Consider the following 22,043-nt stretch of genomic DNA (forward strand, 5'->3'; position numbering starts at 1 on the left):
TTTTGTCTTGCCTTGCTTACTCAAATTCTTTGCGGTTTCCTTTTTTTCTTGAAACTCGCACATCGGCTTTTTTCTCGCTGTACTGTTCAGTTTTCAAAGAACCATCGCTCTAAGCGACTTCATTACTTTAGCACGGCCATTTCCTTCTGTCAAGCATTCTTTTGAATCCTTTTGAAAAAATGGAACCGGACGCCGCAAGAATATGTCCCTGTCAGCAAAATGAATTATAGCAAGTCTTTTTTCTTTCGTCAAACACTCATTTTTCCAATTTCATTATTTCTTTCTCTGCTGCCCGCATGGATTTTCCTCTGCTTTCATAAAAGCGATAAAAAGGTTCTATTTCTTTATTCATTTCATCAGATTAAGAATACGCTTATAAGGTAAACAAGGCTCCTTATTCCAACGAACATATATTGTGTATTCACTTAGGTTATATTTTTACATAAAAGGACTGTCTTTTTTATGTGTACACGGTGTATTTCCATTTTTTCGCGACTTCTTTTTCCATATCGTTTATAATAGGAGCAAGGAGGTATTTTATGAAAAAGATATTATTTACTCTTGCCGCTGTGATAATTACCGCAGGAACAGCTTATGCCAGCTGGCAGGAAGGCTCCACTTCCAGCCTGGCGGTTTCCGGAGGTGAAGCGGCCATCCAGATTAATCTTTCTGCAGAGCAGCGTCTCGGCATTAATCTGAACGCGGTAAATGACGGAAAGGCGGATGCTGTTTTTTCAACAGCGATCAATGAATCCAATCTGATTCTTTCCGATCTCCCTGTCGCGTTGTATGGAGAAAACGGAAGGAAAGATGCTTCTGTCTCCATAACTCAATTTGTGCAAACGGATAACGGAAAGCGTTTTTATGTCTTCCAGACGGGCGACATTAAAGGGCTCCGCATTGTATCCTACCAAAAGGGGGAATTTACTCTTGCCTTCGACGGTTCTTCCCTTACGGGAGAAGAGGGCGACGGAACACTGGAGATCACAAAGAAGGATCTTCTTCTCCATGTTGATCCGCCGGCAGGCAGCAGCCATTCATCGGCAGGCGGTCCAGTTTATGTCCTTACTTTTAATAAGGCAACCGGTATGTTTACTGCCGCAATGCGTTAATCGGCATTATAAAAGGATATGTCTCCGGGATGTCCCCAAGGCATATCCTTTTCAATTTACTTTTTCGCTTTTGATGTTTTTCCCGTTTTTTCTTCTTTGGCTGTTTTTTGCTTTTCCGCCTGTTCTGCATCTTTCGCCTTTCTCTTCTTCGCTTTTTTCCGTTTCTTTTCCTTCTTCCTTTTCAATAGTTCTTTCTCCTCGGTATTATCGGCTGCATCGCTTCCTTCAGTCATTTCTTCAGCAGCTTCTTCTGCCGCTTCCATTTCCGCCAATTTCCCCGATTCACCGTCAGCAGCTTCCTGCTTTGCAAGAATATCATTATCCGTCTCCACGGACACATCGCTTTCACTCATAGCAGGCAGAGTAACGATGAAGGTGGCCCCTTCTCCTTCTGTGCTGGAAATAGTGAGACTGCCTTTATGTTTCTCTACAATATGCTTGCAGATGGCAAGTCCCAGTCCGCTGCCGCCGGTGAATTTATTTCTGCTCTCCTCTGCCCTGTAAAAGCGTTCAAAAATACGGTTCTGTTTATCTACGGGGATACCGATTCCCGTATCGGAAACGGTCATGACCATTTCTCCGTTTTCCGCCGCCAGTTTCACCGTTACATGGCCGCCTTCATGATTATATTTCACCGCATTATCCAAAAGATTCATCGCCAGCTCGGATAAAAGAGCGGCATTCCCGTAGACATGGACAGGCTTCATGTCCAGCTCGACAACTATATTCTTCTTATCAGCCTGCGGTTTGATGAGTTCGGCGGCATAGCGGACAAGTCCCGCAACTTCTACGGGCTTCCATTTGATCGTGGTTTCTGTTTCTTCCACTTTTGACAAGTGCATGATAGTGTCAATCAAGGACATCATCCGATGGGATTCATCCAAAATTCGTCTGCCGAAAACTTTCAAATCCTCTTCACTTTGGTACATACCGCTGGAGATAATTTCCGCGAACCCGCTGATAGATGTCAAAGGTGTTTTTAATTCATGGGAAACGTTCGCCGAAAATTCCCGGCGCATGCGTTCCGCCATGTAATTTGCCGTCATATCGCTGAGAACAAGGAGCAGCCCTTCTTCCCCATCAGTCAGTTCCGTTTTTGCCGTAGTCATCCGGAATGGATTCCCAAAGAGCGTCATCGTATACTCGCGGGAACGTTCAGAACGATAGGCACGTCCGACAGCGCGAAGAAAATCTTCATCATGATAGAGAAAGGAAATGCGGCGGAAGCGCTTGTCTTTTTCCACATGAAATATTTCTTTTACCCGCTCATTATAATCGACAATCTCTTTCCGGCTGTTCAAAAGAATAATCCCATCAGAAATAGTATCCAAAATGGTACGGGTCGTATTTCTTTCTTCTTCAATATCTTCCAAATAGTTTTCTATTTCATCATGCTGTTCTTCCACCTTGTTGATGAGGGGCATAAGTTCTTCATATTCATCAGGCAGCCTGCCTATCTCTTTTCCCGCCATAATGTCCTGTATGATATTTCCCAGGCCGCGGATGGGACTCAGGATACGATTTGTTTCATGTTCCGCCGCAGCAAGGCATCCCACGGAAAAAACAAGAAGGAAAAGGATGACTTCAGGAATAAAATCAGACGCAACAAAAAAAGAAATTGTTTTTGATTTGGAAAAACGAAGAATGGTATCATCGGCCGTACGGTACGCTACATAACTTTTCGGATGCTCATCAGACGATTTATGAACGACTTCCCCGGATCCCTCCCGGATCGCCTGCCGGACTTCGGGCATCTCGAGATAGTTCCTTCCAAGAGTTTCATCGGTATCGTAAAGGATGCTCCCTTTATCCGTAAGCCATACGATATGGATGTCCTTATTATTTCCATCATAAATAGCATCAAGGTATGCCTTGCTTTCAGGAGCCTTCTCCATAGATACCGCGGCGGCGGCCGTCTGCGCCACACGCGCCAGTTCACGGTCCGCCTGTTCCTGCATGCTTTGATAATGGAGGATAATTGCCAGTAAAAATGCGAGTGCTACTGAAATAACACCCATCATTAAAAGACTTTTATGTATTCTTGCTCTCATAAACTGCACCTGCTTTAAATTATTATTTATGTACCTTTCATGTTGTTATTATACTACCAATTCCGTCTGTTCACGGCAAGAATAGAAATCCCCTGTATAATAAATAGAGGAAAAGAGGTTATTTTATGAAAATACAAATTCCTGACGACTTTGATCCGGAAAAAATCATACGGAGCGGACAATGTTTTCGTGCCTCCGCACAGCCCGACGGTTCCTTCCATTTCATCACAGGGAAAAACACGTTGTCTCTGTCCCCGCTTGGAACGGATACCTGGGAAGCGGACTGCACCCCTTACGTATGGAAGCGGGTGTGGGCTCCTTATTTTGATTTATCTGTTTCTTATAAGTCGCTCAGACGCTCCATCCCCGCAAAAGATCATTTTCTTAGGGCTGCGGCCGGATATGGAAAAGGTATCCGCATCTTGCGGCAGGATCCTTTTGAAATGCTCATCACCTTTATCATCTCCCAAAGGAAATCCATTCCCGCTATACGGAGTTCCGTGGACAAACTTTGTCTTGCCGCAGGAAAGGAAATTACAAAAAACGGGCGGACTTTTTACACATTTCCCTCCCCGTCAGCACTCGGGAAATTATCTGTCAATGAATTGAAAAACTGTTCTCTCGGGTACCGGGCCGCCTATATTCATGCCACAGCCCGCATGATTGCGAGAGAAAAGATCAGCTTCACCGAAATGGAAACATTGTCTGATAAGGAACTCACGGAAAAACTTCTTCTGTTTCCCGGAGCAGGCATCAAAGTGGTAAATTGTATTTCCCTATTCGCTTACCACCGCACGGCAGCCGCACCTGTAGATGTGTGGATCGGGCGGGTCATTCAGAAACATTATGGCGGAGTCAGCCCGTTCCCATCTTATGGCCATGCAGCAGGCATTTTTCAGCAGTATATGTTCTTCTATGCGCAGGCAAAGAAATTAAAATAGAAAAAAAGACGAACATTTCTGTCCGTCATTTACAGCAGGCATCATTTAAAGCGGACACCTGCTTTTTTTAATTGTTTGAAGATGTACTTTATCGTGTGATAGAGCGTCTCCCCGTCTTCAGCGGTAATCCGCTTTTCGTCATAAAGATCTAAATCCCGATAGTAACAGCTGAGTTTCCCGCTTAGGTCTTCTAATGTCTCTCCGTCATCACAGCGGCTAAATTCACCGGAGCCTCCCCGAAAAACCTCTTCCGCCATTTCCCGTTCTTCTTCACGATACTTTTCCAATTCTTTCCGAAGCGCCTCATTTTCTGCTTCCGTTCTGCGCAGCCGTTCCTGCAAACCATCTGCTAAGCCTTCCATCGTCTTAATCATTTCCTTGGCTGCCGCCAGTGCCGTGTCTTTCATGTAATCCTCCTTTACATATCTTCTGCGATGGCATCCCATCGTTCATAAAGTTTTGCCAGCTTTTCTTCCGCGTCCTTATACTCTTCCGTAATGGCGGCATAATTTTCAGGCTCGCTATTCATACGGAAAGTATACATTTTCACGGTCGCTTCCTGCCGTGCAATTTCCATTTCCACCTGCTCCAGCTTTTTTGCTGCCGCTATGGAAATTTCCCTCTTTTCTGCCTTTTTCGGTTCCGCCTTGGATACTGTCATTTTGGCAGGCGTCTTGGCAGTCTTTGCATTTCCCCTGTCCTTTTCAAATTCTTCCAGGTCTTTTTTCTTTTCTTTATAGTAAGTGTAGTTGCCAAGGTACTCAGTAAGCCTGCCATTGTCCAGTTCCAGTGTGCGCGTCACAACTTTATCAAGAAAATACCGGTCATGAGAAACGATCAGACAGGTTCCGCCGAAAGCCTGTATGGCTTCTTCCATGATTTCCCTCGTAGGAATATCCAGATGATTTGTCGGTTCATCAAGGATGAGAAAGTTCGGCCGTTTCAGAAAGAGACATAACAAGGACAGCCTCGCCTTTTCACCGCCGGAAAGAAGAGATATTTTTTTGAAAACATCTTCTCCCCGAAAAAGGAACATGCCCAGTACATTTCTTGCTTCCGCTTCGCCATAATTGAAAAGATCCCGCACCTCATCAATAACGGTTCGATCCGGTGAAAGCCACTCCTGCTCCTGGGAGTAGTAACCCACCTGTACATGGCTGCCCATGTGGATAAGCGTTTTCTCTCCCGCCAGTTCCCCTGTAATCATTTTCAGGAGGGTCGTCTTCCCCGCACCGTTCGGTCCGATAAGTCCTACCGTCTCCCCTTTTTTTATATGCATTTCTATATCTTTAAATAAAGGAGTCCCATTATATCCTGCCGTACCATGAAGGATATCAAGAACCTTATCCGCACAGTCATCAGGCGGTGTGAAATGAAAACGAAGTGTGGCCTGCCGGTTCGGTTTTTCCAGCCGTTCCAAGCGGTTCAGCTGCAACTGCCGTCCCCGTGCCTGTTTTGATTTGATCCCCGCTTTGTATCTTCTTATGTATTCTTCCGTTTCACGGATATGCTCCTGCTGCTTTTCATACGCTTTTTCATAAGCTACCGTTTCCCGTGTCTTCGTATCCATATACCGCGTATAGCCGCCGCGGTAAGAATGAATGCGGTGATTCTCCAGATCGATAATGCCTGTCGCCGCAGCATCAAGAAAGTAACGGTCATGAGAAATCATAAGCACGCCTCCTTTATAGGAGCGAAGATAATCCTCCAGCCATTCCAGCATGCCCATGTCCAAATGGTTTGTCGGTTCGTCAAGAAGAAGGAAATCCGGATGACGCACGAAAGCAGCCGCCAAATTAATCCTGACCTTCTGACCGCCGGAAAAAGAATGAATATCCCGATCCCAGTCCTCTTCCGTAAAACCGAGACCCGTTAAAATTTTTTTCGTGGCAGATTCATAATCATAACCGCCGAGAAATTCAAAACGGGCTTCCGTTTTTCCATATTCCAAAACAAGATCAGCGTCATCTTTATGAAATTCCAATTCGGCTGCCAGCCGTTCCATTCTGTCTTTATAAAAGAGAACGTCTTTCCATGCTTCTTCCATTTCATCACGTATCGTTTCACCGGCATAATCGAAATCCTGGCGAAGGTAGCCGATTACTGCACCATCACTGGCTTTTATCGTTCCCCGGTCAGCCTCTTCCCTTCCCATGATACATTTCAGGAGTGTCGTTTTCCCTGCGCCGTTCGCCCCTACAAGCCCAATATGTTCGCCGCTTTTCAATTCGAAAGAAACATTTTCAAAAACGCTGTTAATGCCAAAATATTTAGTTAAACCATTGACTCTAAGTACTGCCATATTTCCCTTATCTTCCTATAAAAGCGGTTCATCTGTCCAGTATTTCCGCTTTTATGATGATGACTATTTCCGACTCCTCCACGGATCGGCTCTTGCTCTGGAAAAGTTTTCCCAGTAAGGGGATATCTCCCAGAATAGGAACTTTCCTAAAGGTTTTATTTTCTTCCTTATCTATCAGACCCCCGATAGTAAGCATATCGCCCGACCGGAGACGGACCAGCGTATTTGCCTGGCGGGTAATGATACGGTAAGCCCGCATTTCAGGCACAAGGTACGGCGTGGAAACCTCAGCATTCACATTTGCGGTGATTTCCCCGTCCGCACTGATTCGCGGCGTGTAGGTAAGCTTGATGCCTGCGTCGCGGTATTCCGTGGTCGTTGTCCGAACGCCGTTATCCACGTGCTCCACGATAACCGGAATTTTATTTCCTATAAGTATTTCCGCTTCCCGCCCGTTCATGGTGACCACATTCGGCCGGGCAAGGATTCTCGCTTTGCCTGTAGAAACAAGAGCATTCAGGTTAGCCCTGAAAAAAGCGGTGTAGGGATGCCCTGCCACGGATCTGCCGTAGGAAATACCTGCGTAGCCTTCAGGAATCTTCACATTCCATCCGTTATGTTCGATATTCCGCATCCGCGGATTTCCATTTTTATCATACTTTATATTTCCCGCATCATCGGTGACATACCGCTGTTCATTCCAGCTTTCCCTGCGATACTCGCCGCTGCCGGTAAGAGCTTTAAAATCCCAGTCGATCCCAAGTTCTTTGGAATGGGATCGGTTCACGGCAATAACTTCCGCCTCTACTTTTACCTGTTTTTCAGGAACATCCAGAGAGCGGAGAACCGCAGCGGTTTCCATGATTTCCAAAGGTGTTCCGCTCAGAATGACCGCGTTTGCCGTCTGGTTATATGCTACATGGACGCTGTCAGAAAGCTGGCGAAGCCCTTCCGCCACTTCTTTCGCTTCCGCATAAGACAATTTATAGGATTTCGTTGCTCTTCCCCCATTTTTCATAGCGGATTCACCAACGACGATAAGCGTGCTTCCTTCTTCCCGCGCTATGAGCCCCTGGGAAACCAGCATGGCATGGAGCGCTTCTTTCGGCGTGACATGATCTAAATCAGCCGTCACACTTCCTGTAACTGTACCGCCGAAGACAATATTTTTCCCTGTAAGTTCCGCCAGACTCCGGAGGACCTCCTGGATAGGCGCATTCTTTACATGAAGACTGAAATCGGAAGGTTCTTTTTCTTCCGTAACAGCATGTTTCGTTAAATAACTTTTTGCCTTTTCCTCTTTTCGTCCTTCCATGGATTGGCGGAGTGTCGCTTCCATCGTTTCGTGAGCACTCGTTTCCAGTTTCATCTCCGGCATTCTGTTTTCCGCATTGACAAAAAAAGGGAAACAGAAAAACAGAGTGCCTACGAATAAAAAGGCGGTATGTCTCAAGGCAGTTCCAAAAAAAGATTCCCTGCTGCCGATGATAACTGGACTGTTTTTTCTCCGATTGAAACGACTGACCATATATCCACCCGATCCCCTTTCCGAACTGTAACTGATTCTCCATTCACGGCAAGCATGGCCCGCCGGTTCCCTCCATACTCCATGACTCCCTGTAAAACCGGGGCGAGATGGATAGTCCCCGTTGTCCCTTCTGCTGCCGGCATCTGCGGCGCTTCTTCATTCTCCCTCTTTGAATCATAAGACCGCACCGCATAAAACGGATCTTTCAACGGTTTTCCCCGCAAATAAAGAGCCGCGTCATATTTTTTAACGCCGCCCGATATTTTTCCAAATTTCATTTCACTTTCATTTACAGCAGCAGGAGTTGTACCGTTTGCCTCTTCAGGAATAACGGTTGACGCTTTACCGACACCAAGAATGCCCCACACCGTTAAAACGGCCGCCACTGCCCCTGTCACCGGGACTATCCATTTCCTGCGCGCCCCCTCCATAACCTCATGCCTCTTTCATATATTTTTGTAAATACTTGCAGAGAATTTTCTTGTAATCCTCCACCCCCGGCTGGTCGTATGTATTGATATCCGCCATAGCACCTTCATAGGCGGTAGCAAGGAAAAAGAAGTACATCAGCATTCCTATATGGAATTCTGTCAGCTTTTCAATTTCTATCGCGCAGCTCATCCTTTCTTCCTGTGCCAGAGCCTCCTGATTAGACCGGGCAGCGGCATTAAGCAGCATCCCCAAATCCACCATTCCGCCTGCGCGGCCGTCATCACAAAAGAAATCCGCTTTATCGGGAAGATTTCTCACGGAAATAAACTGTACAATTTTATTCTTCTTCCCCTGCTGGTGTTCCTGCGTAAGGGAATGCATATCTGTCGTACCTACACAGGCAACCGGAATGCGGCCGTTGTAAATGATATTCCCATGGGTATCAAATTTTTTCCCCAAAGACTCTCCCAGCAACTGGGCATACCACCAGCCTAACGCACGGAGGCCTGCACCATAAGGCATAATGACCTCTGCTGCCACTCCATACTCTTTCATGGCGATAAACTTGACCGCAGCCAGCATAAGTGCCGGGTTATCCGAAATTTTCCCCCGGCAATGCTCTTCCACAAATCTCGCACCGTCAAGAAAAGCCCTTATATCCAGACCGACCAACTTCCCCCAGACCAAACCGACTTGGGAAAAGACACTGAAACGGCCGCCGATACCTTCAGGCACGGCAAACTGTTCCCATCCTTCCCGTTCGGCCAATTCATGGAGCTTACCGGTATTTCTGTCAGTGACTGTAATAAAAGAAAGCTCGCAAAAATCGGATAATTCCCGTCTCAATACATGGAAAGCCGCCATCGGTTCCACAGTTGTCCCCGACTTGGAAATTATCAGGAGCAGCACTCTCAATTTACGGCCGCAGCGGTCCCGTTCCCTTCGAAGCTGGCGGACGAGATCCATAAGCGCTGCCGGGTCGGCATTCTGTCCCGCAAAGAATACCTGCGGGTACCCGTTTCTTTCCCTGCGGGAACGCATATTCCAGTACGGACCATAAAAAATATCAAAAATCGCCTGATTTCCCAGATAAGATCCTCCTATCCCGATAGAAATCAGAACATCCTGTTCTTTCCCGATTCCGTCCAGCCGTTCCAGCCGCAGCCGCTCTTCTGCTGTCATGAGAACGTTTTCATCTAAAATATAAGGAAGGCGGGAAAAAAGAACCGCTTTGCCTCCCGGGCCTTTTCCCGTTTCTCTTATCCGCTGTACACGCTTTTCCGCATTGGAAATAACTGCTTCATAATTTTGCAGATCTTCCGCATTTACATTCCATTTACTGCCAAAAATATATTGTAAATCGACATCTAAATGTTTGTCTAAAGAAAATTTCATTCCAGCCCCTATAGCGATGACCCCAATCAGAATCTAAAATCTTTCGGCATGATCATAAATGTTGTTTTCTTTTCCACCGTGTCATACCGGATCCATCCATAGAATGAATGCATATCCCGGTAGTAAGTATAATAGCGGTGATCCACATTACCATTTTTCGCATCAATCGTCCAGGAAACGCTTACAGCATCTTTGGGTGTAAGTTCGAGTCTGAATCCTATATCAATCGGTTTCGTCGTACTGAACGTATCATAAAGATACGGCGTATATCCCGTGATCGCACGATTTGTATAATTGATCCATCCGGAAACCGCTCTGTATCCTCCCATAAGCCCCACGGAATAGTATTTATTTTCACGTATCTCATTTTGGTATCCGTAGTAATCTTTGGCAATCCCTGCTCTCCAGTTAAAAGTCAGAAACCTGCCCAGCTTTATGGGATCACCGGAAATATACACGTCGAAGCCTTTATAACTGCCCTTACGGTTACCGCCTGCCCTTTCCTCATCCCAATAACCGATCTCTCCGTTTATACCTGCATAGAAGGGCGATTTAAACAGGTAATACCGATTAGACTTAAACTCAAGGGACGGTCGCTTTTTAATCCATAAACCGCCCTCATCATTGATGGAACTTTCTTCTTCAGCATAATGGAAATTGAACCACCCGAAAGGTGTGCTGTAGCTAAAACCGACATCCGGCTTGTATCCTGATTTCGTGTACCATTCATTGCGGATATAAAAATACAGATCGTCATTATGCGCTACAGGTAATTCAAGCCCATTATGCCATCCCCATCCGTTATCGCTGTCATACTTCGGGCGGGGAAGGAGCGACCACGGGCTGGTCGCATTGTCATTTTTCAAAGAAGCCCTGTACTGGGGAAAAGAAATAAGGGTTGTATTCTTCACCTTTAATTTCACATCATAAGCCGTGTAATGATCTCCCGGATAAATTTCGATGGTATCTGCTTCAATCCGATAGTCAGGTACTTTGGCGACAGCATGCTTCGTCGTGAAGTAGCCTCTATCCGCGACCATTTTATTGTCCTTACGATAATAAGTCCCTTTATCCCCTTTAAAATAGTAAAGGCCTGAATCCCAGCCTGAAAAGTCATAGAACTTTCCTATGGATGCGGCACCGTCATATTCCGCCCACTGTGCCGTCATATCAGTAGTGGGATTTTTCCAGTGTACTTCTCCCGGAATAACATACTGCTGGGTAACCGTATTTCCATAGACATATTCTGTAGTGTACTGATCCATCATCTGGCGCATATCAATACGCCCCTCCGCCATAACATCTCCTGTAGAATGGTTATAACGGATATAGTCCGCAGTAAAAGTTAAAGGATGTTCAGGAGAAATCCCGGTATCTTTTGCCTTCTTCCCTTTTTTTGCTGCCGAAGACGGGGAATCGGATTCTACCGGTTCCTTTGTTTTTGCATTGTTCCGATTTACAAGAACTTCCGCAGGACGAATCGGGCGCACTACGCCCTTATGATCCTCATCGACGACGAACCCTTCTTCATAAGTTATATCGCCTGCCGCCGAAACATATCCTTCCGGACCCGTTCCCAGAAAAAGGGCACACCCTAAAATCAATGCCCTTTTTAATTTCGATTTATTCATTTCTTACAATAACTACTGATGCATTTTCTTCTCCTTCATCAGCAGCCTTTTCCGCTGTCCCGGAAACATCCGCTTTTGTCTCTTCCGCATCAGATTTTACTGTTTTTGTCTTGGTATCTATTTCATCTCCGTCCTCATTGACGAACTTCAATTTATTCCGCATATTTTCCACAGTATTCACAGAAGAACCGGCATCAGAGGCCATTGTACTCCCTGCCTCTCCGGCAACAGCCGACTTGGCCACTCTCTTGCGAAGTACCATGTTCGGTGCGCCGGAAGCGGTAACAAGACCTTTCGTGGTAACATCTTTCTGCGTTTGTATATACAATTCAGATCCTGCAGGAAGTTCCACATCTTTGCCTTTAACAAAAAAACCGCCTACCAGGCCGACCGGCCCCAGCGCCAATGCGCCGATAGTAGAAGCGCCTACGGCAGCAGCTTCCATCTTCAGCTTATCTTTTGCTTCCGGTCCGAGAACGGTCGGAATCGGTTCATCATCCAAAGAAAATACCTGATCAAATGAAATATCCAGTTTACCGCTGCGTCCAAAGCTCTTCGGCCGGGATACTTTCGTCACCACGCCGCTTCCTCTGGAACCGCGGGGCAGCACAAGAATGTCACCAACCTTCACATCTTCCTGCACGGTAAATTCTACAGGGTCACCCACAAGGTTTGTTTTGCTGCTGATATTATCATTTAAAGAAATCTTGAATACCGTCTTTTCAGGAAGAACAACATCCTTCATTTCCGAATGTTGATCTCCATAAATAGCTTTTTCCAATTCCGCGGTACGCTTATCCAATGCGCCTGATTTCACGCTGCCGAAAACGCTTTTTTCCATATCACCGATACGGCCGGCAAGCGGTTCCCGCTTAATTTCATCAGTCAGGTAGTACTCCAGGGCATTCGTCCGGGAAGAGATGGACGGTGCAGCATCATTACCGCTGTTTACCACATCAGCATAAAGATTTCCGACCCGGTCATCAAGACCCACGCCTGTCGAACTGCCTGTGCCATAAATTAAATTATCGGCGGAAGTAATCCGTTCGGTAAGGGAGCCGCTGCGCGTTTCCCCATAAAGGACATCTTCCACCCGTTCCATACGTCCGTTCAGGGTCGTCGGTTCGGCTGCTGCTTCCGGAAATACGAGTAACAAAGAAATACCTGCTGCAAGAATAGATTTTTTCATGCTGAGTCCTCCGATTAAACTCTTACATCAATAACGGCGGAAACACCTACGCCCTGTACACGGCTGAAACTGGTCGGGTTCTTACTATCCATAGGAATTAGACCTTTGATGCGGAAAAGCTTGTTATTCCAGCTGATTTCAAGCTGGCCTACCGCTTCCACCTTTTCCACCTGGTCCGCATCGCCGATAACCTGTGCTGCTCCGATATATCCTCTGTTACCGATACTGACGATAGGAACAACCTTTGTAGCATAGTTCGTACCTGCGCCTTCTTTCATCATAACAGAATTGATGGCACTGTTCAGCGATTCACCATACTTATCCACAAGGAACCCTATACCGCCTACTTTCACAATACCGCCGAGAATACTGCCCAATCCGGATGCAGAAACCCCGGAAAACACACCTGTACCAATCATGGCAGCCGCCATAAGGGCGACTCCAACTCTTTTTATATGCATAATCAATTCCTCCTTCATACAAAATGCATCAAAAACGATGCCTGTATTTTGATTCCATTACCCCTATAATACTTATTTTATTATAAGTTAAAAGAAGTCTCTGCGCAAACAGAAACCTCTTGTCATCCTCTTCTTTCTTTATTTCATCTTATCAGGTAGCGGATAAGCCTTCCGCTTTCCTTGCCGCTTTTGTTCCCGGCTGATGCATGACTTTCGGAGCTTTCAACTTATTATATGCCTGAATCATCATCGCACATTCCACACGCTTCTTTTGAATTTCACAGGTAATCCCGTAAGGCTTATGAATATCCCCGGCATAAGCTTCATTATTTGCATGGCAGCCGCCGGAGCAGAAGAATTTCGCCCAGCAGTCCACACATTCAGGCTTGCTGAACACATGGTTCACACGGAAATCGCGCATCATCTTCATGTTCTTAAGTCCCTCAAAAACATTGCCGATCACATATCCTTCACGACCGACAAACTGGTGGCACGGGTAAATATCTCCATTGGGCACGACCGCCAGATATTCATGCCCCGCTCCACATCCGCGAAGACGCTTCGGCAGGCAGGGGCCTCTCCAAAGATCCATATTGAAATGGAAGAAAAAAAAGGGATTTCCTTCCTCTTCACGCTTGATGAAAAACTTCGCCAATTTATCATATTCATCCTTCACCCGAGGCAGATCCGACTCTTTGATGGAATAATCCGCCGTGTCATCGCCGACAACCGGTTCCATAGAAACCGCGGGAAATCCATGATTGAGCATATCTTCCACATCAGTAGTGAAATCCAGATTCTGCCTGGTGAAAGTACCGCGGACATAGTATTCTTCTCCATTGCGATGCTTGATGCAGTACTGGAGATTTTTCATAATGCGATCATAAGTACCTTCATTATTCACACCGGGACGCATGGAGTCATGCATTTCCTTACGGCCGTCCAGTGACAGGATCAGGCTGATATGGTTATCCGTCAGATACTTCACCTTCTCCTTATCCAGAAGCATTCCGTTCGTCGTAAGAGACATCTTGATTTTTTTATTGTGTTTCTTCTCCTGCTGGCGAACATAGGTCACCGTCTGCTGCACCACATGCCAGTTCATGAGCGGTTCACCGCCGAAAAAGTCCAGCTCGCAATGTTCACGGTGTCCGCTGTGGGCAATCAGAAAATCAACAGCCCGGCGCGCCACATCGAAGCTCATGAGCATACGCCACTGTCCATATCCTCCCTGTCCGGCAAAGCAGTACTTGCAGCGGAGATTGCAGTCGTGGGCGATATTGATACACAGCGCCTTGACAATCGGTTTATCTTCGATCGCCATTTCATAATTCTTGTCCATAGGCGCATAAAGAGACTGAGCCCTGATGAGTTCATCCAAATCATCCATGACTTCATTCAGCTCTTCAGCACCGTATTCTTTTTCGAGAGCGGACAAAGTTTCTTCTCTGCCTTCTCCTTTATAAAACTCCAGAACCCTGTATGTCACATCATCAACGACATGGACAATGCCGCTGTTCACATCCATGACGATATTCATATCATTTTGACGGAAACGATGAATCATGGGCTTTACATTATAATCCATGAATTTTTCTGAGCCCCCAAAAGAAATATTTCCCTACAACAATTGAAAAACTCCCGACCATAAGATCGGGAGCATGGCCGTTCCTTACGCTTCTTCAGCTTCTTCCTGTTCCGTACAGAGCAGGTTGCCGATAGTGCAGCTGGTCTTGCATGCAGACTGACAGGAAGTCTGGCATTCGCTGCAGCCTTCAAATTTGATGGAGTCCTGCAGAGAAGAGCTGTTAATCGTAACGATGTGTTTAGACATAATGTCACCTCCCGAAACAACCTTTACTTTGATTATAATAGCACAGAAAATGCGGAAAGCACAATATATAACTTCGATTTCCCTTAAAAAAGCGACCAAATTCCGTAGATGGCACCTGCAGGCAGGAGCATTGCCGCAAGAACTGCGCCTAAACATCCGTCTTTTCTCCCGTTCACCATGAGCCATTCATCAGCAATTTGTTTCATTTCGCGGAATTCTCTGTCCATTTCCTTAATGAGTTTCCACAGCTCCCGGCAATCGGCTTCGGACATCTCTTTAGAGTCATCCGTCTTTACACCTCTTTCTTCTTTCGACGGCATGTTTTTCTTCGCCGCTTCTTCCGCTTCCTTCATTTCATCAAGAATATGATCCCGCCAGTCTCCCGATTTTTCTTCTTCCTTTTCGGGAACAATTTCCTTCGGCTCTTCCTCCGCAATATCCACTGCTTTCGCTGCCCCTTGATCCACAGCTTTCAGGAGCACTTTTTTCAGCTTGTCCAAATCTTCCGAATATTTATGGACAGCCGCATCCCAAAGAGCGGAATCGATACGCTGTCGAAAATCGTAAAGTGAGCCCCGTGTCGCCTGATCCAAAAGAAACTTCGTCTGGTCCATATCAAAAAAGATATCTCCTACGTCTTCTTTATTTTGAAATTTCTTTTTTCCCATTTTCACGCAGTACATAAACGTACCGATATGCGCCCGCAAAAGGCCGATCGGACTGGCGGATTCATTACTTCTGTCAAAAAAGCCCATGGTCAGCTCCTCATTTGAATTATTTTTTATTATAAAGGATTCCCCGAAATACCGCAAAAGAAAAAGACTCTCCGCTCCGGAAAGTCCCTCAAAAAATGGAGCGGGTGAAGGGAATCGAACCCTCGTAACCAGCTTGGAAGGCTGGCGCTCTACCATTGAGCTACACCCGCATGTGGTCGGAGCAGCAGGATTTGAACCTGCGACCCCTTGGTCCCGAACCAAGTGCGCTACCAAACTGCGCTATGCCCCGGCAACGTAGTTTATTATAGCCATATTTTTCTTTCCTGTCAATGCGCTTCGGAAAGAAATCCGCCAAAGTGCTTCCTCTGATTGCCGCAGTCTTTTTATCCTTTTCATTTATGCTATTCTGCCGGCATAGCATTTTGTTTCATCAGCCTTTCGGAAATATGCTTTCCTTCTTCCGTCATGGCAAGACCTGCAAGGCTGGTTTCACGAAGGGACACAGGCATAAGGCGCCCGATTCTTCCCATAGCGTCAATCACATCATCAGGAGGGATGACGGAACGGATCCCCATCATTGCCATTTCCACCGCCACAAGGGCATGTACCGCATGGAATCCGTTTCTTTTCACGCAGGGAACCTCCACAAGACCCGCCACAGGATCACAGGCAAGCCCCAAAATATTTTTCATCGCCAGCGCCATAGCGTTCCCCATTTCCTCTGTCGTACCATGGAGTAAATCCACTGCCGCAGCCGCAGCCATCGCCGCCGCTGTGCCGCATTCCGCCTGGCAGCCGCCAACTGCCCCCGAAATCGAAGCATTCTCCGCAGTAATCCGTCCGATGGCTCCCGCTGTAAATAACGCGCAGGTCACATCATTGAGAGTAGAATTTTCTTCTTCCGCCACTGCCGCCAAAACAGCCGGTACAATCCCGCAGGATCCTGCTGTCGGACACGCCACGATACGGAACATTTTAGCATTTGCTTCCGCTGTTGCTATAGCATAAGCACAGGCACGGCGGCATACAGGACTCAAAAAACGGCTTTCCCGCATGAAAATGGCATTGGCATCACCACCCACAAGTCCGCTGGCAGATTTTTTCGTATCCGCCAGTCCGCGCTGGATAGACTGACGGAAAACGGGAATGGTCTTTTTCATCTTTTCCCATACTTCATCAAAGTCTTTTCCGCTTTCTTCCGACTCCAGCCGGCATGCAATAACACCGGGAGAGCAATGGTTTTCTTCTGCCAACGCAAAAAGTTCCTTTACGGAATGATATGTTTTCATAATACCCTGCCTTAAATAATATCCAGTGTCATAACACTGTTGATATTTTTATTTCCTTCTTTGATCCTGCAAATAACAGATTCGGGAACCTTTTGGTCGGAATGGATGATCATCACCGCTTCCGTTCCTTTCCCTTTGCGGAATACGCGCATATTGGAAATATTCACATGTTCTTCTGCAAGAATCTTCCCTACATCGGCAACAATACCGGGCACGTCATTATGATTGGTGAGGAGTGTATACTCCTCACCCGTGATTTCCACAGGGAACCCGTCAATTTCCGTAATCATGACACGGCCGCCGCCTAAGGACCGCCCTACCACTGTCGCCATTCTTCCACTTTTCCCCTTCATTTTGATTTCCGCCACATTGGGATGTCCCATATCCAGGGAAGATGCCTGAAAGGAAACGGAAAGCCCCCGTTCCTCCGCGGTAGTAATCGCATCACGGATCGTGCCGCTGTCGGGCGCATAGCCCATAAGACCCGCCACGAGCGCCTTATCCGTACCGTGCCCCTTTCCTGTGGTTGCAAAAGAACCGTACAGCGTAATCTCCGCTGAAACCGGTTCGTCATTTAATATTTCCCGTGCTATTTTTCCAATACGCGCGGCGCCTGCCGTATGTGAGCTGGAAGGACCGATCATGACCGGTCCTATAATATCAAATATCCCCATCTTCCACCTGTCGTTTTAAAATCTTATTATTCTATACGTCATTAAAGCATTTTAATCATCCGTATTCAACAAGGATAACCAAAATGCTTTTCCATGCATATAATTTCTTATATTCTTACATCCAATGGGACAAGTCAAACTCCTCGCCGATGGTTGCCTTGATGCAGGCACGGGCGATGTACATCCCCATAAGGGTCAGCGAAGATCTGCGGAGCAGACTGGTGTCCCATACTTCCTGCATACTTGCCAGGTCGGGAGAAATCTTTTCCAGGATGTATGATAATTCCTTTCTGTCATAATCCACCGGACGGGAATGGAGAACTTTCAGAAGGTAAGTCTTGTCTTCCTCTTTGGTAATCCCCATATCAGCACAAAAATCCGCAAAGAGGGAATCATCCACCACCGCCGGTTTATAGTATGAATTGTACAGACTGGGGACAAGAGCATCTTCAGGCCAGTCGGATTTCACGGAAGAAAGTTCGCTCTTCATGGCGCCGCGGTAAGCAAAAACAAGAGGGTATGAATCATGAAGCACCCTGCCAAAAGAGATTTCTCTGTTTTCCAAAGAGACACAGCGAATATATTCCATCTGCTGATAACCGCTGTATTCATCAGGCAGCTCCTTAAGAAACGGAGTAATATACTTTCTCGTGTACTTACGGAAGGCCTCCATATCCACATTATCCGTATTCCTTGAATAATGAAAAAGAAGAAGGAGCGACAACGCATTGAATTGTGTTTCTTCCATGCGGGGCATCGCTTTCAGCGCATCATAGGCAAGGGTTGTCCTCGTTTCGGAACGGCGGCCCCTGGCCACATCCGCAAATGCATCGGTCACCATGGAAAGAACCGTATCGTTCGGCATCAGCACATACGTACGCTGGGCGTTCTGTAACGCTTCCTGTACCATGATATGTGTCAGACTGTCTGCCATATCTTCAGGATCCATATCCATATTACGGATTAAGTGTCCAGTTACCATCCTTGTATCTTGTTCCACGACAGAAGAAACCGCGCCGTACCGGTTCAGGAAATGCCGGACAAACCGTTCTTCCAGAGATTGGAGTGTCGGTGTGCCTTCCAAAATCTCAGGAGCTTTTTCCGCGGTAAAGGCAGATACCTTCCCGGAAGGCATTTTAGCAGGCGGCAGCGTTTTTTCCAGTTCACCCCGGTCGAAAACACGGGTAGCGCCATCAGCACCCATAGCGGCATCAGCCTTTTTTACAATTTCCTTTACAGGCAAAATCTGTGTAGTCTCACCGGCGGATTTTCCGGCACCAGCTGATTTTTTCCTCAAAGGAAATTCTGCGGTCGTCTCAGGCACTGCCTGCCGGACCGGCACCTTTTTACGGCGGGGACGCACGGGAATTTCCGCGGTCACTTCCGCTTTCACCCCGGCGTGCCGCGATTTACCGCCAACGCCGTACACTATAAACCGGCATACAATAAAAAACAGGATAGCAACTGCAGCTACCACCATATAAGGCACAATAAACATGAGTACTCCTTACACATTATAAAATACGCTTAAATTTTATCATATTTCTATAGGCCGTTCAATGATATGACAAGCACCGCCTGTTATAATAAGAATAAAGGAGACACCATGGACACAACGATTACACTGCCGGCGGGAGGGAAACTGCATGCATCACGTTCCCACCTTTGTCTGGCTTTTGAAAAAACACGTTTTTCCCTTTCCACTGCCATTTACGGCGGCGGTTTTAAAGAAATCAATTATGCAGTCAACCAGAAACTGGAAACCTTTTATCCATCGGAAGATCGATTTCCCGGAGGGTCTGTCCCTGAATTTTTACGTCTTTCCATTTTGGAAAACGGATATGATCCGGCAAAGGCCTGCGCCCTTCTTACAGCGGCAAAGATGGAATGGCGTTCCGTGAAAACATTTTCCCATAAGGAGCTTCTTCTTGACGCAGTTACTACGGGCGGTGCGGAAAAAACGGCGGCCCGCGCAGGTTCTCCGCCGCTCTATACAGAAAAAGACGGTCACTTCTTTCCTGTAGGTACGATCAATATCATGATCAGTCTGAATATTTCCCTTCCTTCCGCCATCATGACGCGGGCCATCATAACGATCACTGAAGGGAAGACGGCAGCCCTGCAGGATCTGGGTATCGCCGATGTGAATAACGGCCTGCCTGCTACTGGAACGGGAACGGACGGCATCACGCTCATCACCGATCCGGATGCCCCGCGTTATACGGACGCAGGCACTTTCTCCGTCCTCGGTTCGCTTCTCGCTTCCGCAGCGTATGAAACAGTCCGCGAATGTCTGGAGCTCTATGACAAGCCATGGAACCGGGATGATTCTCTCGCTACGCCGCCCGCCGTCGATTTGTCCCGCTTAAGGAATAAAGAATGCGGTCATTAGACAAATATTTCCCCTTTTGTTATGATGGGACATATATTTGATGATAAAAGGAGTTGGTTAAGGCTATGCCATATGACGAGCGATCGATCAATGAACTGTATGAATCCGCGGAAATTACCCCCATGGGAATCCAGTTGGAAGTGAACGCGGAAATATTCACCACGATTTACAATCTGCTTTCCAATATGAGAAGTGAAGAAGGAATCCAACAGGAGGATGAAAAACGCCTTCTCCATTTATGGCGGAAAACGGTTCGCGCCATGGCCAAGGTGGAACTCCGCAAAGGTCATGGGATTTCTATGGAAAAACAGATTGAAATGCTCAAAGAGGCATATGCCATCGAAACGAAGTACACGGCAGACCAGCTTTTTTCTTCCGTGAGCTCCTCCAAACTGACAAAAGAAGAGTTGGAAGAAGTCCGACGTTTTTCCGCCGAAGAGATGAATACCCTTTTCAACTCGGTTATCTGGCCTGCCATGATAAAGGGCAAAACAGGGGCGCAGGAGAATCCGACAGCCTTCATTATCGCAGGCCAGCCAGGTTCCGGAAAGACACGGATGTCCTCCGTGATCATCGATGACTACGACGGCGACATTATCCAGTCCATGAGTGACAACTTCCGCGGGTTTCATCCCCGGGCAAAAGAAGTTTTTCAGAAATACGGACGCTATTGTACCTATTTTTCCACAAAGGAAGGGAAATATCTTTCTGACTTAGCCATGCGGAAAGCAGCAGAAGAGAAGTATCACATTCTCCAGGAAGGCTCTCTTGATGACTCCGCCCACACCATGGCGCTCATCAGTTATCTGAAAGAAAAAGGATATACTATCTGCGTACTTCTCCGTGCCTGCCCGAAGAAAGACAGCTGGAAAGCCATCCACCAGCTTTACCTGCAGCAGCGGTTAAAAGCGCCGGGCCTGTCCAGACTCATTTCAAAAGAACAGCATGATAAGGCCTGTCTCTCTTTCCTGTCAGCCACCAATGATTTGATTGACCAAAACCTCATGGACCGGCTCATTATCAAAAGTCCGAAAGGCCTTCTGTATGACAGCGATGATATGCCGACAGAGCGGGTAAGCGACGTCCTGTCCAAACGTATCGGCAAGTAAAATGGGAGCGGGGAAACCTGCTCTTTTTTATGAAAGGAATGTATGAATTCTTCCGCCAAAAATCTATTATTGGAAAAAGCACGCTCCCTCCTGCTGGACGCCGTAGGATGCATGTCCTGCCCTATCGCCCCCCAGCTTTCCGAAAAACTGGAAAAAGCGGGTCCCGTTCCTTTCGCGCCGGCGGAGATAGAAAAGCGGCTGGCGCCTGAAGAAATTCTCGCGGATACGAAGTCCATCGCTGTCATTCTCTTCCCTTACCGGTACCCCGAGGAAAAGAATGCAAATATCGCCCTTTATGCACGAGCCAAAGATTATCACCACGTTGTCCGCGCGTATCTTGCAAAAATTATCGGATATATGGAAGAGCAGTATCCCAATGAAAAATTCCATGCGATTACCGATACATCCCCCATGGCAGACCGCTGGCTCGCTTACCAGGCAGGACTCGGTTTTTTCGGCAGGAACCACTGCCTCATACATCCGAAGTACGGTTCTTACTTTACCATCGGAGCCATACTGACCACTTTGGCACTTCCTCCGGACACCCCGCTTGCAATGAACTGCGGCAGCTGCACCCGCTGTTTCGCGGCATGCCCCGGAAAAGCGCTTTCCCACGAACGGTTCAATCCGTGGCGATGCAAATCGTACCTCACGCAAAAGAAAGAAGTCTTAAATGAAGAAGAAAAAAATATTCTTCGTAAGACGCCGCTTATCTTCGGATGTGATGAGTGCCAGAAATGCTGTCCCTTTAATGAAAATGCAGCATACTCTCCCCTTCCGGAAACGGGTGCAGACCGGATCCCCCGTCTGGAAAGAGAAACACTGGAACAGATTTCAAACCGCCGATTTACAAAAGAATATGGAGAATATGCTTTTTCCTGGCGGGGCAGGCCCGTCTTACTCCGAAATATGGATATCATCGATAAAAAATAAATCACCTTCTTCACTGTATCGTGAATCGGGTGATTTATTTTTTATTGCGTTTTA

The 22,043-nt window shown here is 46.9% G+C and carries 20 protein-coding genes and 2 tRNA genes; 5 read left to right on the plus strand and 17 right to left on the minus strand.

Going from position 1 to position 22,043, the window contains the following annotated elements:
• Window positions 1–539: 539 nt before the first annotated feature.
• The gene (locus GCWU000321_RS04030; protein ID WP_007069817.1) at window positions 540–1,112 is read left to right on the plus strand and encodes a hypothetical protein; all 573 of its coding nucleotides are present in this window, start codon (window positions 540–542) and stop codon (window positions 1,110–1,112) included.
• Window positions 1,113–1,168: 56 nt separating this feature from the next.
• Here the strand turns inward: GCWU000321_RS04030 and GCWU000321_RS04035 are convergent, their stop codons facing one another.
• Window positions 1,169–3,163, minus strand: a complete 1,995-nt coding sequence (locus tag GCWU000321_RS04035; protein WP_007069818.1) for a sensor histidine kinase — start codon at window positions 3,161–3,163, stop codon at window positions 1,169–1,171.
• A 125-nt stretch (window positions 3,164–3,288) separates the two neighbouring features.
• Between GCWU000321_RS04035 and GCWU000321_RS04040 the strand changes: the two genes are divergently transcribed.
• Window positions 3,289–4,104: a DNA-3-methyladenine glycosylase family protein gene (locus GCWU000321_RS04040; protein ID WP_007069819.1), complete on the plus strand. Its 816-nt coding sequence runs from the start codon at window positions 3,289–3,291 to the stop codon at window positions 4,102–4,104.
• Window positions 4,105–4,145: 41 nt separating this feature from the next.
• On the opposite strand, the gene GCWU000321_RS04045 is transcribed toward GCWU000321_RS04040, so the two are convergent.
• From GCWU000321_RS04045 to GCWU000321_RS04120, 16 genes are all read right to left on the minus strand, one after another.
• On the minus strand, window positions 4,146–4,511 hold the full coding sequence (locus GCWU000321_RS04045) for a hypothetical protein (protein ID WP_007069820.1): 366 nt from the start codon (window positions 4,509–4,511) through the stop codon (window positions 4,146–4,148).
• An 11-nt stretch (window positions 4,512–4,522) separates the two neighbouring features.
• Window positions 4,523–6,406 (minus strand): ABC-F family ATP-binding cassette domain-containing protein, encoded by a 1,884-nt coding sequence (locus tag GCWU000321_RS04050; RefSeq protein WP_007069821.1) that lies wholly within the window; start codon window positions 6,404–6,406, stop codon window positions 4,523–4,525.
• A gap of 28 nt (window positions 6,407–6,434) precedes the next feature.
• Window positions 6,435–7,784 carry a type II secretion system protein GspD gene (locus GCWU000321_RS04055; RefSeq protein ID WP_007069822.1) on the minus strand — a complete coding sequence of 450 codons (1,350 nt, stop codon included), beginning with the start codon at window positions 7,782–7,784 and terminating at the stop codon, window positions 6,435–6,437.
• Window positions 7,785–7,855: 71 nt separating this feature from the next.
• Window positions 7,856–8,365, minus strand: coding sequence for a hypothetical protein (locus GCWU000321_RS04060; protein ID WP_007069823.1), 510 nt, complete (start codon window positions 8,363–8,365; stop codon window positions 7,856–7,858).
• A gap of 4 nt (window positions 8,366–8,369) precedes the next feature.
• A complete protein-coding gene (locus GCWU000321_RS04065) occupies window positions 8,370–9,761 on the minus strand; it encodes a glucose-6-phosphate isomerase (protein WP_007069824.1) in 1,392 nt (463 codons plus the stop codon).
• A gap of 26 nt (window positions 9,762–9,787) precedes the next feature.
• Complete coding sequence (locus GCWU000321_RS04070; protein WP_007069825.1) at window positions 9,788–11,392, minus strand: LPS-assembly protein LptD; 1,605 nt, start codon at window positions 11,390–11,392, stop codon at window positions 9,788–9,790.
• Complete coding sequence (locus tag GCWU000321_RS04075) at window positions 11,385–12,581, minus strand: hypothetical protein (protein ID WP_007069826.1); 1,197 nt, start codon at window positions 12,579–12,581, stop codon at window positions 11,385–11,387. Before GCWU000321_RS04075 ends, GCWU000321_RS04070 begins: the two co-directional genes overlap by 8 nt.
• Before the next feature lie 14 nt (window positions 12,582–12,595).
• Entirely contained in the window at window positions 12,596–13,042 is a 447-nt protein-coding gene (locus tag GCWU000321_RS04080; protein ID WP_050754517.1) for a hypothetical protein, read from the minus strand.
• A 151-nt stretch (window positions 13,043–13,193) separates the two neighbouring features.
• The gene (scfB, locus tag GCWU000321_RS04085) at window positions 13,194–14,630 is read right to left on the minus strand and encodes a thioether cross-link-forming SCIFF peptide maturase (protein ID WP_007069828.1); all 1,437 of its coding nucleotides are present in this window, start codon (window positions 14,628–14,630) and stop codon (window positions 13,194–13,196) included.
• An 84-nt stretch (window positions 14,631–14,714) separates the two neighbouring features.
• Complete coding sequence (scfA, locus tag GCWU000321_RS04090; RefSeq protein ID WP_007069829.1) at window positions 14,715–14,876, minus strand: six-cysteine ranthipeptide SCIFF; 162 nt, start codon at window positions 14,874–14,876, stop codon at window positions 14,715–14,717.
• An 83-nt stretch (window positions 14,877–14,959) separates the two neighbouring features.
• Window positions 14,960–15,631, minus strand: coding sequence for a hypothetical protein (locus GCWU000321_RS09350; protein WP_071585482.1), 672 nt, complete (start codon window positions 15,629–15,631; stop codon window positions 14,960–14,962).
• Window positions 15,632–15,727: 96 nt separating this feature from the next.
• Window positions 15,728–15,801, minus strand: a tRNA-Gly gene (locus GCWU000321_RS04100).
• A gap of 3 nt (window positions 15,802–15,804) precedes the next feature.
• Window positions 15,805–15,881, minus strand: a tRNA-Pro gene (locus GCWU000321_RS04105).
• A 112-nt stretch (window positions 15,882–15,993) separates the two neighbouring features.
• A complete protein-coding gene (gene sdaAA / locus GCWU000321_RS04110) occupies window positions 15,994–16,881 on the minus strand; it encodes an L-serine ammonia-lyase, iron-sulfur-dependent, subunit alpha (RefSeq protein ID WP_007069830.1) in 888 nt (295 codons plus the stop codon).
• 11 nt (window positions 16,882–16,892) lie between these two features.
• Window positions 16,893–17,555: an L-serine ammonia-lyase, iron-sulfur-dependent subunit beta gene (sdaAB, locus tag GCWU000321_RS04115; protein WP_007069831.1), complete on the minus strand. Its 663-nt coding sequence runs from the start codon at window positions 17,553–17,555 to the stop codon at window positions 16,893–16,895.
• Between the two features lie 115 nt (window positions 17,556–17,670).
• Window positions 17,671–19,053, minus strand: coding sequence for an LPO_1073/Vpar_1526 family protein (locus GCWU000321_RS04120; protein ID WP_007069832.1), 1,383 nt, complete (start codon window positions 19,051–19,053; stop codon window positions 17,671–17,673).
• A gap of 108 nt (window positions 19,054–19,161) precedes the next feature.
• Between GCWU000321_RS04120 and GCWU000321_RS04125 the strand changes: the two genes are divergently transcribed.
• The 3 genes from GCWU000321_RS04125 to queG all read left to right on the plus strand — a co-directional run bounded on the left by GCWU000321_RS04125 (window position 19,162) and on the right by queG (window position 21,989).
• A complete protein-coding gene (locus GCWU000321_RS04125) occupies window positions 19,162–19,947 on the plus strand; it encodes an adenosylcobinamide amidohydrolase (protein ID WP_040381271.1) in 786 nt (261 codons plus the stop codon).
• Window positions 19,948–20,012: 65 nt separating this feature from the next.
• Window positions 20,013–21,056 (plus strand): zeta toxin family protein, encoded by a 1,044-nt coding sequence (locus tag GCWU000321_RS04130; protein ID WP_007069834.1) that lies wholly within the window; start codon window positions 20,013–20,015, stop codon window positions 21,054–21,056.
• Window positions 21,057–21,098: 42 nt separating this feature from the next.
• Window positions 21,099–21,989: a tRNA epoxyqueuosine(34) reductase QueG gene (gene queG / locus GCWU000321_RS04135; protein ID WP_007069835.1), complete on the plus strand. Its 891-nt coding sequence runs from the start codon at window positions 21,099–21,101 to the stop codon at window positions 21,987–21,989.
• The last annotated feature ends 54 nt before the right edge of the window (window positions 21,990–22,043 follow it).

The sequence above is a fragment of the Dialister invisus DSM 15470 genome (assembly GCF_000160055.1).
Classification (GTDB): Bacteria; Bacillota; Negativicutes; order Veillonellales; family Dialisteraceae; genus Dialister; species Dialister invisus.